We start from the raw sequence: 13,976 nt of genomic DNA, 5'->3' as shown, positions 1-13,976 counted from the left end.
GGGTCGTCGGCCCCGGCGAGCCGGTGCCGAAAGGCGGGGGGACCTATCGGGTCGGCAAGCCCTACGTGGTGGCCGGCCGGACTTACGTCCCTCAGGAGGACGCCAGTTATCGCGCCGAAGGGCTGGCGTCCTGGTACGGCGACGACTTCCACGGCCGGCTGACCGCCAATGGCGAGGTGTTCGACATGGCCTCGCTATCGGCAGCCCATCCCACCCTGCCGATCCCGTCTTATGCCCGCGTCACCAATCTCAGCAACGGCCGCTCGCTCGTCGTTCGCATCAACGACCGCGGACCGTATCACGGCAATCGGCTCATCGACGTTTCCAACAAAGCCGCCGAACTACTTGAATTCAAACACAAAGGTACTGCGCGCGTCCGTGTCGAATATGTCGGCCGGGCGCCGCTGGAAGGCTCCGACGACCGCCAGCTGATGGCGACGTTGCGCACCAACGAGCCGGCGCCAGCGCCTTCGACGGTCAGGATCGCCTCCGCTCGCCCGTTCGTGCCGGATATGCAGGGCGGTGGAGTGGCAAGCCGAGCGATTCGCGGCGACGTGCCGCTGCCGGAAGGGCGGCCATATTCGCTCGGCAATACTGCCGTGGATGTCGCCTCGGTCAGCGCCACGTCGGAGATCTCCGCCTCGCGCAGCTCCCGCAGCAACGGCCGGACGCTGGCCCACAACACCCGCATGGTGTCCTACGACAGAGACGGCAACTATGCCTCCGCCGAACCACGCGAAAGCGCAGCACCGGCGCGCGGCGACGACCAGATCGGCAACCTGCTGTCGGCGCGCGGGCTTTACTGAGCTGCTCCGCGACGCCGTCCTGAGGTAGTCGCCGTTACGTCACCTGCTTCAGGAAGCCGATCAGCGCCGCGTTGACCTCGGCCGGCTTCTCCTGCTGGATCCAGTGGCCGGCACCGTCGATGATCAACTTCTGCTTGAGGTTGGGCAGCACCCGCTCGATCGCTGCGAGGTGCTTGCCGCTCATCTTGTCCGAGATCACCGGATCGTTCGAGCCGGCGATGAACAGCGCCGGCTGACGGATTTGCGCACCCTGCCAAGGCGCTGTCAGATCCCAATTGCGGTCGATGTTGCGGTACCAGTTCAGCCCGCCGCGGAATCCGCTCTGCTTGTATTGCTCGATGAAGTAGGCGAGTTCGGTTTCGGTCAGCCACGGCGGCAGCGGCAGCGACGCCGCCGAGCGGCCGATGAAGCCGCGGCCTTCGGGGACGAACAGCGACCGTCCCCGATCGGCGAAGCCGCCGCACAGCATGCCGCGGATCGTCGCCGCGACGTCGCGCTCGAACTCGGTCTCGGCGACCCCGGGCTTTTGGAAATACTGCCAGTAGAAGTTGGTGACGCCGGCGGCGCTCAGCAGATCGAGCGGCCGGCCCTTGCCGCGCCACGGCGGCGGAACGCTGAGTCCGGCGACGGCGGTGAACAGGTCGGGCCGGAACAGCGCCGCATGCCAGGCGACCGGCGCGCCCCAATCGTGGCCGATGATGATCGCACTGCTTTCCTTCAACTCGGCGACCAGCGCGACCATGTCGCCGACCAGATCGAAGATGCTGTAGGCCTCGATCGGCTGCGGCGCACTCGAGCGGCCGAAACCGCGCATGTCGGGAGCCACGACCCGGAAACCTGCGTCTGCGATCGCACCGATCTGGTGGCGCCAGGAATAGGACAGCTCGGGCCAGCCATGGCACAGTAGCACCAGCGGGCCTTCACCCTGCTCGCGCACGAACAATTCGATCCCGTTGACCGCGACGGTCCTGGTCGATTCCATTCCGTTTCCGCCCTGAATTGATTGGAGTTTATCTGGAAGCGCAGCGGCGCTCACGATAGGATTGATCCAGCGTCACCACAATTGAAAACGGCCCGCGTAAGCTGTCCGACCGCATCGTGGAAACGTGCGCCTTGGTTCGAAGTTGCTCCCGGAACTTGCTGTATGGCTGTGCTCACCTCGCTGATTTTCGTCCGCCCGCGTTGCGCCCGGCCGTGGCGCGCGCTGCTGGCGGGCGTGTTGGCAATTGCGATCGGCACCGGCCCAGCGCTGGCTGCGAACCAGAGCGTGCAGGGCGCCAAGAAGGAGGAGGTGGTCGGCGGCTACGACACCGATGCGCCGAGCGCGATTCTGATCGATGCCGAGAGCGGCAGCGTGCTGTTCGAGAAGAACGCCGACGAACTACGGCCGCCGTCCAGCATGATGAAGCTGATGACGGTCGAGCTGGTGTTCAATCTGCTGACCAAGGGCGAGATCAAGCTCACCGACGACTACAAGATCAGCGAATACGCCTGGCGCCGCGGCGGCGCACCGGCCGGCAATTCGACGATGTTCGCCGAGATCCACAGCCGCGTATCGGTGGACGATCTGCTGCACGGGGCGATCATTCAGAGCGGCAACGATAGCTGTATCGCTCTGGCGGAAGGCATCGCCGGCACCGAGCAGGCGTTCGTCGAGCGGATGACCAAGCGGGCCCGCGAGCTCGGGCTGACGCAATCGACCTTCGCCAATTCCAACGGCCTGCCGGACCCGGCCAACAAGATGAGCGTGCGCGAACTGGGGAGGCTCGCGCGTCACATCATCCTGACCTATCCGGACTACTACAAGCTGTTCGGCGAGAAGGAATTCACCTGGAACAAGATCCGCCAGACCAACCGTAATCCGCTGCTGAACGCGATGCCGGGCGCCGACGGCCTGAAGACCGGCTACACCAAAGACGGCGGCTACGGCCTGGTCGGGTCGGCGGTGCAAAACGGCATGCGGCTGATCGTGGTGGTCAACGGCGTCGAGGACATCGACGACCGCGCCACCGAGGCCAAGAAGCTGTTGGAATGGGGTTTCCGCAATTTCGAATCGCGCCCGCTGTTCGCCGCCGATGCCACCGTCGGCTACGCCCGGGTGTTCGGCGGCGAGAAACGCTATGTGGCGCTGACGCCGGCCGAGTCGGTGCGGGTGATGGTGCGCAAGAATGGCACCGATAAGCTGATCGCCCGGATCGTCTACACCGGCCCGGTCGCGGCCCCGGTCGAGGCTGGTCGCAGGATCGGCGTCGTGCGGGTCTGGCGCGGTCCCAACTTGGCGGTCGAGGTGCCGCTGCAGGCGGCCGAGGCCAATCCGACCGGTTCAACGATGCGCCGTGCCTTGGACGGCGCTAGCGAACTGGTGATCGGGGCATTCCGGGCCGGTATGGCGAAGCTCTGAGAATGGTTGAACAAGCCCCGCAAACCGGTTCATCACGCGGTCGTTTCATCACCTTCGAAGGCGGCGAGGGGGCCGGCAAGTCGACCCAGATCAAATTGCTGGCCGAACGTCTGGCGAAAGCGGGGCAGGCGACAGTGGTGACGCGGGAGCCTGGGGGTTCGCCAGGCGCCGAGATCATCCGGCATCTGCTGCTGTCCGGGATCGGTCATCTGATTGGGGGCTCGGAGGCGGAAGCGCTGCTGTTCGCCGCGGCGCGCGACGATCACGTCCGAACCCTGATCGAGCCCGCGCTGGCGCGCGGTGCCTGGGTGCTGTGCGACCGGTTCTATGACTCGACCCGGGTGTATCAGGGCAAGCTCGGCGACGTCAGCCCGGCGCTGCTGAACGCGTTGCAGGACGTCACCATCGGAGCGATGAAGCCGGACCTCACCGTGATCCTCGACATTCCGGTCGAGATCGGACTGAAGCGCGCCGCCGTCCGCCGGGGCGCCGAGGCGCCCGACCGCTTCGAGGGCGAGAATGCCGACTTTCACCGCAAGCTGCGCGACGCCTACCGGCAGATCGCGGCAGCCGAGCCCGAGCGCTGTGTGCTGATCGACGCGGAGGGCGAGCCGAAGCTTGTCGCCGACCGGATTTGGCTGACGGTGCAGGACCGGATGCTCGGTTGGCCGCAGGCCAAGCCGCCCGGTAAGCCCGGCGCAAAAGGGCGCGGCAAGACCAAGTCCAAAGCAAAGGCACGATCGGCATGAGCGCGCGCAAGGCTGCGGCCGACATCACCGCGCGCCCGCCGCGCGAGACCACGGCGCTGTTCGGCCATCAGGCCGCCGAGCAGGCGCTGCTCGATGCCTATCGCAGCGGCCGGATCGCCCATGCCTGGCTGCTCGGCGGCGCGCAGGGCATCGGCAAGGCGACGCTGGCCTATCGGATGGCGCGCTTCGTGCTCGCGCATCGCGATCCGCAGTCGGATCCGGTGCAGGGCGCCGCCACGCTGGCGCTCGATCCGGAGCATCCGGTCGTCCGTCTCGTCGCCGCCGAGGCGCATGGCGGGCTGCTGACGCTGGAGCGCTCGGTCAACGACAAGGGCGTGTTGCGCAATGTCATTACCGTCGATGAATCTCGCGAGACCATCGGCTTCTTCGGCTCGACCGCCGCAGTCGAGGGCTGGCGCGTCTGCATCGTCGATACCGTCGACGACCTCAACGCCTCCTCCGCCAACGCGCTCTTGAAGGTGATCGAGGAGCCGCCGCAGCGCTCGCTGTTTCTGTTGATCAGCAACTCGCCGGCACGCGTGTTGCCGACCATCCTGTCCCGCTGCCGCAAGCTGATGCTGCGGCCGCTTTCGACCGACGACGTGATCCGCGCCGCGGTCGCCGCGACCGACCTTGAGGCAGCCGATCCCAAGCTTGCGGACGCCGCGACGGCATCCGAAGGCAGCGTATCGCGCGCGCTGACGCTGCTCGGCGGCGATGCGCTGACGTTGCACCAGAAGACGACGGCGCTGCTCGACAGCCTGCCCAACGTCGATCCGCGCGCGCTGCATGCGCTGGGCGAGGCGATCGGCGGCACCGACCGCGCCACGCTGCAGGCGTTTGTCGACAGCGTCGACCGCTGGGTCGCCGGCCGGCTGCGCACGCCCGATGCCAACGCGGAACTGCCGCGCCTTGCACGGCTGGCAGAGGTGTGGGAAAAGATCGGCCGCGCCGCGCGCGACACCGAAGCCTACAATCTCGAGCGCAAGCCGCTGGTGTTCTCGGTGTTCGGGCAGCTCGCGGAGGCGGTGCGCTGACGCCGTTTCGGCCGCGATCTGCCGGCCGATGGTCTTCGCCGCCGCTCTCAAAACGATCGATCATTGAAAGGCGTCCGCGCACATGGCGCAGCGAAAGTCATTCTACATCACCACCGCGATCTCCTATCCGAACGGCGCGCCGCATATCGGCCACGCCTATGAGGCGATCGCGACCGACGCGCTGGCGCGCTTCCAGCGGCTCGACGGCAAGGACGTATTCTTCCTGACCGGCACCGACGAGCACGGCCTGAAGATGATCCAGACCGCGCAGCGCGAGGGCCTGACGCCGGCCGAGCTCGCCGCCCGCAACGCCGGCCGCTTCCGCGACATGGACGACCGCTTCGGCATCTCCTACGACCGCTTCATCCGCACCTCGGAGGAGGCCCATCACCGCTCGGTCCAGGAGATCTGGAAGCGGATGGAGAAGAACGGCGACATCTATCTCGACAGTTACGCGGGCTGGTACTCGGTCCGCGACGAGGCCTATTACGCCGAGGACGAGACCGTCGTCGGCGACGATCAGGTGCGCCGCGGCCCGCAGGGCACGCCGGTCGAATGGGTCGAGGAGAAGAGCTATTTCTTCAAGCTGTCTGCCTATCAGGACAAACTTCTGAAGCTGTACGAAGATCAGCCGGACTTCATCGGTCCCGATGCGCGCCGCAACGAAGTGATCAGCTTCGTCAAGGGCGGGCTCAAGGATCTGTCGGTATCGCGCACCACCTTCGACTGGGGCGTCAAGGTGCCGAACGATCCCGAGCACGTGATGTATGTCTGGGTCGACGCGCTGACCAACTACATCACCGGCGTTGGCTTCCCGGACGAAGCCGACAAGAACTGGCACTACTGGCCGGCCGACGTCCACGTCATCGGCAAGGACATCATCCGTTTCCACGCGGTGTACTGGCCGGCGTTCCTGATGTCGGCGGGCATCCCGATCCAGAAGCGCGTCTACGCCCACGGCTTTCTGTTCAACAAGGGCGAGAAGATGTCGAAGTCGGTCGGCAACATCGTCGACCCGTTCAACCTCGCCGATCAATACGGCGTCGATCAGGTGCGCTACTTCTTCCTGCGCGAGGTGCCGTTCGGCTCGGACGGCAGCTACAATCACGAGGCGATCGTCAACCGCATCAACGCCGATCTCGCCAACGACCTCGGCAATCTGGCGCAGCGCTCGCTGACCATGGTGGCCAAGCAGTGCGACGCCCAGGTGCCGCCACACGGTGAGTTCAGCGAGGCCGACACGGCGATGCTGGCGATGGCCGACGGCATGATCGATTTGGCGCGGCCGGCGATGGCGACGCAGCAGATCCATCAGGCGCTCAACGCGGTGTGGGCGGTGGTGGCGGAAGCCAACCGCTACTTTGCCGGCGAGGCGCCGTGGGCGCTCGCCAAGACCGACCCGGCGCGGCAGAAGACGGTGTTGTACGTCACCGCCGAGGTGCTGCGGCAGATCGCGATCCTGGCGCAGCCGGCGATCCCGACTGCGGCGGCGAAGCTGCTCGACATCCTCGGCGTTGCCGCGGATGCGCGCGATTTTGCGGCGCTGCCGACGCGGATCGTGCCGGGCACGAAGCTGCCGGCGCCGGCGCCGATCTTCCCGCGCTATGTCGAGCCGGCGGCAGGCTGAGCCGATGCTGGTCGACAGCCACTGCCACCTCGACTTCCCCGACTTTGCCGACGACCTCGCCGGCATCGTCGCCCGCGCCGAGGCGAGCGGGGTGGGGCGGATGGTGACGATCTCGACACGCGTGAAGCGGCTGCCGGAGCTGCTGGCGATCGCCGAGCGGTTTGCCAACGTGTACTGCTCGGTCGGCACGCATCCGCATCAGGCTGACGAGGAAGACGGCATCAGCGCCGACGAGCTCGTCAAGCTGGCGCAGCACCCGAAGGTGGTGGCGTTCGGCGAAGCCGGGCTTGATTACTTCTACGAGCACGGCTCGCGCGATGCGCAGGAGCGGGGCTTTCGCACCCACATCGCGGCGGCGCGTGCGACGGGTCTACCGCTGGTGATCCACACCCGCGAGGCCGACGAGGATTGCGGCCGCATCCTCGAAGACGAGATGGCCAAGGGAGCTTTTCGCGCGGTGCTGCATTGCTACACCGGAGGCCGCGAACTCGCCATGAAAGCCATCGATCTCGGGCTGCTGATCTCGTTCACCGGCATTCTGACGTTCAAGAAGTCGCAGGCGCTGCGCGATCTCGCCGCGGAGCTGCCGGCAGACCGCATCATGGTCGAGACCGACTCGCCCTATCTGGCGCCCGGCAAGTATCGCGGCAAGCGCAACGAGCCGTCTTACGTGGTCGAGACCGCCAAGGTGCTGGCCGAGACGCGCGGCGTCACGCTGGACGAGATCGCGCGCCAGACCACCGAGAACTTCTTCCGCCTGTTCGGCAAGGTGCCGGCGCCCGCCGCTGCCTGATCCACTTCGCGACGGAGCACCCATGACCCTGACGCTCACCATTCTCGGCTCGGGTTCGTCCGCCGGCGTGCCGCGCCCGGCGCTCGGCTGGGGCGCCGCCGATCCGTCCAATCCGAAGAACCGCCGTCGCCGCTGCTCGCTGCTCGCCGAGCGGGTCACGCCGGACGGCATCACGCGCGTGCTGATCGACACCTCGCCGGACCTGCGCGAGCAACTGATCGACGCCGACGTCGACCATCTCGACGCGGTGTTCCTGACCCACGAGCACGCCGACCAGACCCACGGCATCGACGATCTGCGCTCGGTGGTGATGGCGATGCGTCGGCGCATTCCGGTGTATCTCAACAAGTCGACGGCCGATCACGTGCTGCTGCGCTTCGCCTATTGCTTCGAAACGCCACCGGGCAGCTCCTACCCGCCGATCCTCGACGCGCATCCGATCGAGGCCGGCGAAGGCCGCAGCATCGACGGGGCAGGCGGCGCGCTGTCGCTGTCGGCCTTCCTGGTTCAACACGGCGACATCCCGGCGCTCGGCTACCGCATTGGCGGCGCCGCCTATACGCCCGACGTCCACGACATCCCGCCCGAGAGCTTCCCGCATCTCGAAGGCCTCGAGATGTGGATCATCGACGGCCTGCGCTACAAGCATCATGCCAGCCACTTCAACGTCGAGACCGCGCTGAAATGGATCGCCCGCTTCAAACCGACGCGCGCCGTGATCACCAACATGCACGCCGATATCGACTACGAGACGCTGCGCAAGCAATTGCCCGAGGGGGTGGTGCCGGGCTTCGACGGGATGCGGCTGGAGATTCCGGGCTGATCTCCGGGCGTCTTGACCGAACATCGCGCGGGGAGATGAGGAAGCCCGCCGGAATGTCGTGAGTTGGTCACTCCGGACGGTTCCCGCCAAGGAACTCGGGCCGCTGATACTCCGCCCCATCGAAACCCGCTCAACAACTACGTGATTTGGCGCGCCGCTTCGCGTGTTCCGACGCGTGGCACGACGGCGCGGATCACATTCCGTTCGAGCGCATTCGGAAATTGCTAACAGTTCGTCTGCGCATAGTTGGTCAAATGCTTCATGCGCGGAGAACGATGTGCCTGACCTTTGGCTCTACGACAGAATGTCCCGAATAGGTAATCTGAGCTACCGGTTCAAGATCATGCTGGTGGCCTTCGTCGGCATCCACGTTCCGCTGATCGCCGTCGTCCTCTACATCGCGGCTTTGAACGCCGACCATTGGGGCCAGTTCATCGAAACCGTCGGCGTGACGCTTGGTGCGACGCTGCTCGGAACCGCACTGACTTTGTTCGTGCTGAACAAATTGTTAAGCCCGGTGCTGCTCACCGCGCAGGCGCTCGAGGGCTTTCGCCTCGACCGCAGCCTGGGGCAGTTGCCGCGGCACTACACCGACGAAGCCGGCCGGCTGATGGCGTGCGCGGGCGAGACGATCGATCATCTGGAAGCCACGCTCGACCGCCTCGAACATGTCGACGAGGCAACCGGTCTGCCGAACCGCAAGCAGTTGCTGATGACGCTATCGGAGACCATCGCTGATCACGCTGCGGTCGCTCTCACAGTGGTACGCTTCGCCGACTACGCGCGCCTCAAGGAGGCCTATGGCAATGGCATCGCCGAGCAGGCGATGGGGTTCTTGGCCAGAAGGATCGGCAGCTTCGTGGCCGAGGGCAAGATCCTGGCGCGCGCGGGCCGCGCCGAACTGACGATCCTGGGAACCACGACCGACGAGCCCGAGGCACAGGCAGCGCTGGCATTTCGCCTTCGCGACGTCATCAAGTCCGCCTCAGGCGAGTTCGCACTCGGCGCCATTGTGCTGCAGCCGACGCTGCAATGCGGACTCGCGTTCTATCCATCGGACGGCGCCAGCGCCGAGGAACTACTCGACGCGGCGGCCGCGGCGGCGACGCAAAGCGTCCCGACAACGCCGCTGGTATTGCACTCGGCCGCGGCGACCCGCGCCGCCCAATCGCGTTTCGAACTCGAGCACGATCTGCGCCGGGCCATGCCCGAAGGTCAGCTCGATCTGCACTATCAGCCGATCGTCGATCTCGCCGACCAACGCGTGATCGGCGCCGAAGCGCTGTTGCGCTGGCGGCATCCGGAACGCGGCATGGTCTCACCGGGCGAGTTCATCCCGATCGCGGAGGCCACCGATCTGATTCAACCAATCGGTCTTTGGGTTCTGTCGCGCGCCTGCATGCAGATCCGCGACTGGTCTGAGTCGGAGTTGGGCGACATCCGCCTCGCGGTGAACCTCTCGGCGCGCCAGTTCCTCGACAAAGATCTGGTACCGCATGTCCGCGACGCAATCGACGCCGCCGGGATCAGCCCCGACCGGCTCGAAATCGAGCTGACCGAGACCGCCGCGATGGCCGACCACGCCCACACGCGGCGGGTGTTCACGGCGTTCCGCGATCTCGGCGTCGGCATCGCGCTCGACGATTTTGGTACCGGCTATGCCAGCATGAGCTATCTGCGCAAGCTGCCGTTCAACAAGCTCAAGATCGACCGCGAATTCGTCAGCAACGTCGACACCTTGGGCGAAAGCCAGGCGATCTGCGATGCGCTGATCGCGCTGTCGCGGGGGCTCGGCATCAACGTGCTGGCCGAAGGCGCCGAGCGCGAGGAAGAGGTGCGCCACCTGCTGTCGCGCGGCTGCTCGACGTTCCAGGGCTATTACTTCTCCCGACCGGTGCCCGCGGACGAGCTGGCGCGCGCCGTCGGCATCGCCCAGCTTCGGATGCTGCGTCACCGGATGGAGCAGCTCGAGCGCACGCAATTCGGCGCGCCCGGCAGGCAGGGCAGACGCGCCTGAGCGGGCGGAAAATTTCGTCGGCTGCTTGCTGACTTTGCTTCCTCCGGCTCAGGCTTTGGCTCTGCTTCCTTCAGCCTTCCCGACACCGGCAACACGTGGCTTGCTCTGTTTAGGCGGAGTGGAACGCCGCCCAGAACTACTCGCTGATCGCCTTCGCCGACTTGACCTGATCGCGCAGCACGAACTTCTGGATCTTGCCGGTCGAGGTCTTGGGGATCGCCGAGAACACGATGCTCTTCGGCGTCTTGAAGCCGGGGAGGTGTTCGCGACAGTAGGCGATGATCTCGGCCTCGCTGGCGCTGGCGCCGTCCTTCAATTCGACGAAGGCGCAGGGCACTTCGCCCCATTTCGCGTCGGGCTTGGCGACGACGGCGGCGAACAGGATCGCGGGGTGCTTGTACAGCACGTCCTCGACTTCGACCGAGGAGACGTTCTCGCCGCCGGAGATGATGATGTCCTTGGAGCGGTCCTTGATGATGACGTAGCCCTCGGAATCGAGCACTCCGAGGTCGCCGGTGTGAAACCAGCCGCCGGCGAGCGCTTCCTTGGTCGCCTTCTCGTTCTTGAGATAGCCCTTCATCACGATATTGCCGCGGAACATCACCTCGCCGATGGTCTCGCCGTCGCGCGGCACTTCCAGCATCGTCTCCGGATCGAGCACGGTGACGGCTTCCTGCATCGGGTAGGGCACGCCCTGCCGGCGCTTCAGCTTGGCGCGTTCGGCGGACGGCAGATCGTCCCAGCCGGGCTGCTCGGCGCAGACCGAGGCGGGGCCGTAGACTTCGGTCAGGCCATACACGTGCGTCAGCTTGATGCCGATGGTCTCGGCGCCGGCCAGCACCGCCATCGGCGGCGCCGCGCCGGCGATCAGGCCGACCACGGGCCTCGCCGCCGCGCCCTTCGGTGCTTCGGGCGCGTTGATCAGCGCGTTGTAGACGATCGGCGCGCCGCACATATGGGTGACGCCGTGCTTGGGGATCAGCTCGAAGATCTTCGCCGGATCGACCTTGCGCAGGCAGACATTGACGCCGGCCGCCGCCGCCAGGGTCCACGGGAAGCACCAGCCGTTGCAGTGAAACATCGGCAGCGTCCACAGATACACCGGATGCGTGCCGAGATTGCCGGCCAGGATGTTGCTGACGGCGTTAAGATAGGCGCCGCGGTGATGCGTCACCACGCCCTTCGGATTGCCCGTCGTGCCCGAGGTGTAGCCGAGCGCGATGGCGTCCCATTCGTCCTGCGGCCGCTCGCCGACGAACGACGGATCGCCGGACGCGACGGCATATTCGTATTCGAGTTCGCCGATGCGATGGCTGCCGGGAAACATCTTGTCGTCGACGTCGATCACCAGCGGCTTCGGCGATTTCATCAGCTTCAGCGCCTCGGCGATCACGGCCGAGAACTCCGGATCGACCAGGATGATCTTGGCGCCGCCGTGCTCGAGCTGAAACGCGATCGCCGGCGCGTCGAGCCGGATGTTCAGCGCGTTGAGCACCGCGCCGGCCATCGGCACCGCGAAATGCGCCTCGACCATCGCCGGCACGTTGGGCAGCATCACCGCGACGGTGTCGCCGCGGCCGATGCCGCTGCGCACCAGCCAGGACGCGAAGCGCCGGCAGCGCGCGCGGGTTTCCTTCCAGGTGTAGTGCCGGCCCTCATAGACCACGCTGGTGAGGTCCGGATAGACGTTGGCGGAGCGCTCCAGGAAACTCAGCGGCGACAGCGGCACGTAATTGGCCGGCGTCTTGTCCAGCCCGATGCTGTAATGACCCTGCGGAGCGCTCATGACCACCTCTCACGTGACGTGGCGCCGCTCCCGAGCCCGCGGCGCCGTTACAGAAATCCGATCGAAATCCACGGCACCGCCGCGACAATGATCAGGCCGACCATCAACGCCAGCAGATAGCCCCAGATCGGGCGCACGCCCTCGGCCGGATCGACCCGGCCGATCGCACAGGCCGCATAATAGCCGACGCCGAACGGCGGTGCGAACAATCCGATGCCCATCGCCAGGATCACCACCATCGCATAGTGCACTTCGTGGACGCCGACGGCGCGGGCGATCGGAAACAGCAGCGGGCCGAACAGCACGATCGCCGGAATACCTTCGAGCACGCTGCCGAGAATCACGAAGGCGACGATCGACACCGCCAGGAACGTGCCGGCGCCGCCGGGCAGGCCGGTCATCGCGGCGGCCAGCGACCGGGAGAATCCGGACTGTGTCAGGCCCCACGCCATGCCGGTCGCGGTGCCGATGATCAGCAGGATCGCGCCGGACAGTGCCGCGGTCTCGATCAGCATCGGCAGCAGCCGTTTGAAGTCGAACTTGCGGTAGATCAGCAGGCCCGCCAGCACCGCATAGACGATGCCGATGGTCGAAACCTCGGTCGCTGTCGCGACGCCTTCGACCACCGCGGCGCGGATCACGAACGGCAGCGCCAATGCGGGCAGGGCGATGATCAGCAGCTTGCCGATCTGGGCACCCGAGGCGCGCTTGATGTGGCTGAGGTCTTCGCCGCGATAGCGCCACCACACCAGCGCCGACAGCGTGATCGCCAGCACCACGCCGGGCAGCAGGCCGCCGGTGAACAGCGCCGAGATCGACACGCCGGTGACCGAGCCGATGGTGATCAGCACCAGGCTCGGCGGAATGGTTTCGGTCTGCGCACCGGTGGCGGAGAGCAGGGCGACGAGATCGCCCGGCTTGGCGCCCCGCTCCTTCATCTCCGGGAACAGCACCGGCGCCACCGCCGCCATGTCGGCGGCCTTCGAGCCGGAAATGCCCGACACCAGATACATCGCGCCGACCAGCACGTAATGCAGGCCGCCGCGGACGTGGCCGAGCAGGCTGGCGAGAAACGCCACCATCGCCCGCGCCATGCCGGTCATCTCGATCAACAGACCTAGGAACACGAACAGCGGCACCGAGAGCAGGATGAGGTGGCTCATGCCCTCGTCCATCCGGCCGACCAGCACCATCAGCGGCGTCCGCGTCGTCAGCGCCAGATAGCCGTAGATCGACAGCCCGAAGCCAAACGCAATCGGCACGCCGGCGAACACGCAGCAGCCGGCGACGCCGACGAAGAAGATCAACAGATTGATGTTGCCGAGCGGCTTGAACAGCGGCTGCGCCAGCCAGAACGCGCCGATCAGCACGGCGACGGTGAGGGCGGCTGCACCGACCAGCCGCCAGTCGCCGAACCGGATCAGCCGCAGCAGCGCGAACGCCGCCATCAGAGCGGTGCCGACCGGCAGCGCTGCGGCGCGCCAGCTGTTGGCGAGCGACAGCGCCGGCGTGGTGATGTAGCTTTCCTCGTAGGCGTATTCATAGGCCGGCGCGGCGATCAGCAGCAGGAACGCCAGCGCGGCGCAGATCGCCACCAGGTCGAGAAACGCCCGGCGCCGCGGCGACGCCTTGGCCACCAGCGCCGTCATCCGCATGTGCTCGCCGCGGCGGAATGCGACCGCCGCGCCGAACATCGCCAGCCACAGGAACAGGATCGAGGCGAGTTCGTCCGACCAGATCAGCGGGCTGTGAAACACGTAGCGCGACACCACGCCGGCAAATAGCACGACGATCTCCGCGACCACCAGAATGGCCGCGGGGATTTCGACCAGCCGGCCGAGCCCGGCCTCCAGCGCGCCGATCAGCGACCGGCGCGTCGGCAGCACCAGCGGCTCGGCAGCCGTCAGTTCGGAGACCGGAGCCTGGGCCATGGTGGC

General features: G+C 66.5%; 11 protein-coding genes. 8 read left to right on the top strand and 3 right to left on the bottom strand.

Annotated elements, in window-relative coordinates:
- Positions 1–806, top strand: an 806-nt coding sequence (locus IP86_RS05550; RefSeq protein WP_054161524.1) for a septal ring lytic transglycosylase RlpA family protein, incomplete at its 5' end; no start/stop codon positions are given.
- A gap of 34 nt (positions 807–840) precedes the next feature.
- Here the strand turns inward: IP86_RS05550 and IP86_RS05545 are convergent.
- A complete protein-coding gene (locus IP86_RS05545) occupies positions 841–1,788 on the bottom strand; it encodes an alpha/beta fold hydrolase (RefSeq protein WP_054161523.1) in 948 nt (315 codons plus the stop codon).
- 162 nt (positions 1,789–1,950) lie between these two features.
- Between IP86_RS05545 and IP86_RS05540 the strand changes: the two genes are divergently transcribed.
- From IP86_RS05540 to IP86_RS05510, 7 genes are all read left to right on the top strand, one after another.
- Complete coding sequence (locus tag IP86_RS05540) at positions 1,951–3,207, top strand: D-alanyl-D-alanine carboxypeptidase family protein (protein ID WP_054161522.1); 1,257 nt, start codon at positions 1,951–1,953, stop codon at positions 3,205–3,207.
- 2 nt (positions 3,208–3,209) lie between these two features.
- On the top strand, positions 3,210–3,956 hold the full coding sequence (gene tmk, locus IP86_RS05535) for a dTMP kinase (RefSeq protein ID WP_054161521.1): 747 nt from the start codon (positions 3,210–3,212) through the stop codon (positions 3,954–3,956).
- The gene (locus IP86_RS05530) at positions 3,953–4,993 is read left to right on the top strand and encodes a DNA polymerase III subunit delta' (RefSeq protein WP_054161520.1); all 1,041 of its coding nucleotides are present in this window, start codon (positions 3,953–3,955) and stop codon (positions 4,991–4,993) included. The genes tmk and IP86_RS05530 overlap by 4 nt, the downstream gene beginning before the upstream one ends.
- 82 nt (positions 4,994–5,075) lie before the next feature.
- Positions 5,076–6,620, top strand: coding sequence for a methionine--tRNA ligase (metG, locus tag IP86_RS05525; protein ID WP_054161519.1), 1,545 nt, complete (start codon positions 5,076–5,078; stop codon positions 6,618–6,620).
- Positions 6,621–6,624: 4 nt separating this feature from the next.
- Positions 6,625–7,413: a TatD family hydrolase gene (locus IP86_RS05520; protein WP_054161526.1), complete on the top strand. Its 789-nt coding sequence runs from the start codon at positions 6,625–6,627 to the stop codon at positions 7,411–7,413.
- Between the two features lie 22 nt (positions 7,414–7,435).
- A complete protein-coding gene (locus IP86_RS05515) occupies positions 7,436–8,236 on the top strand; it encodes an MBL fold metallo-hydrolase (protein ID WP_054161518.1) in 801 nt (266 codons plus the stop codon).
- 277 nt (positions 8,237–8,513) lie between these two features.
- Positions 8,514–10,253: a putative bifunctional diguanylate cyclase/phosphodiesterase gene (locus tag IP86_RS05510; RefSeq protein ID WP_156332410.1), complete on the top strand. Its 1,740-nt coding sequence runs from the start codon at positions 8,514–8,516 to the stop codon at positions 10,251–10,253.
- Positions 10,254–10,389: 136 nt separating this feature from the next.
- Here the strand turns inward: IP86_RS05510 and IP86_RS05505 are convergent, their stop codons facing one another.
- Entirely contained in the window at positions 10,390–12,039 is a 1,650-nt protein-coding gene (locus IP86_RS05505) for an acyl-CoA synthetase (RefSeq protein WP_054161516.1), read from the bottom strand.
- A 47-nt stretch (positions 12,040–12,086) separates the two neighbouring features.
- On the bottom strand, positions 12,087–13,970 hold the full coding sequence (locus IP86_RS05500; protein WP_054161515.1) for a TRAP transporter large permease: 1,884 nt from the start codon (positions 13,968–13,970) through the stop codon (positions 12,087–12,089).
- Between the last annotated feature and the right edge of the window lie 6 nt (positions 13,971–13,976).

The sequence above is a fragment of the Rhodopseudomonas sp. AAP120 genome, assembly GCF_001295845.1.
GTDB lineage: Bacteria > Pseudomonadota > Alphaproteobacteria > Rhizobiales > Xanthobacteraceae > Rhodopseudomonas.
This window is presented reverse-complemented; position numbering and strand designations above follow the sequence as displayed.

Excerpts from the sequence above, each read along its gene's own strand:
- IP86_RS05545 (WP_054161523.1), bottom strand. The coding sequence starts at position 1,788 with ATGGAATCGACCAGGACCGTCGCGGTCAACGGGATCGAATTGTTCGTG.
- IP86_RS05540 (WP_054161522.1), top strand. The coding sequence starts at position 1,951 with ATGGCTGTGCTCACCTCGCTGATTTTCGTCCGCCCGCGTTGCGCCCGG.
- tmk (WP_054161521.1), top strand. The coding sequence starts at position 3,210 with ATGGTTGAACAAGCCCCGCAAACCGGTTCATCACGCGGTCGTTTCATC.
- IP86_RS05530 (WP_054161520.1), top strand. The coding sequence starts at position 3,953 with ATGAGCGCGCGCAAGGCTGCGGCCGACATCACCGCGCGCCCGCCGCGC.
- metG (WP_054161519.1), top strand. The coding sequence starts at position 5,076 with ATGGCGCAGCGAAAGTCATTCTACATCACCACCGCGATCTCCTATCCG.
- IP86_RS05520 (WP_054161526.1), top strand. The coding sequence starts at position 6,625 with ATGCTGGTCGACAGCCACTGCCACCTCGACTTCCCCGACTTTGCCGAC.
- IP86_RS05515 (WP_054161518.1), top strand. The coding sequence starts at position 7,436 with ATGACCCTGACGCTCACCATTCTCGGCTCGGGTTCGTCCGCCGGCGTG.
- IP86_RS05505 (WP_054161516.1), bottom strand. The coding sequence starts at position 12,039 with ATGAGCGCTCCGCAGGGTCATTACAGCATCGGGCTGGACAAGACGCCG.
- IP86_RS05500 (WP_054161515.1), bottom strand. The coding sequence starts at position 13,970 with ATGGCCCAGGCTCCGGTCTCCGAACTGACGGCTGCCGAGCCGCTGGTG.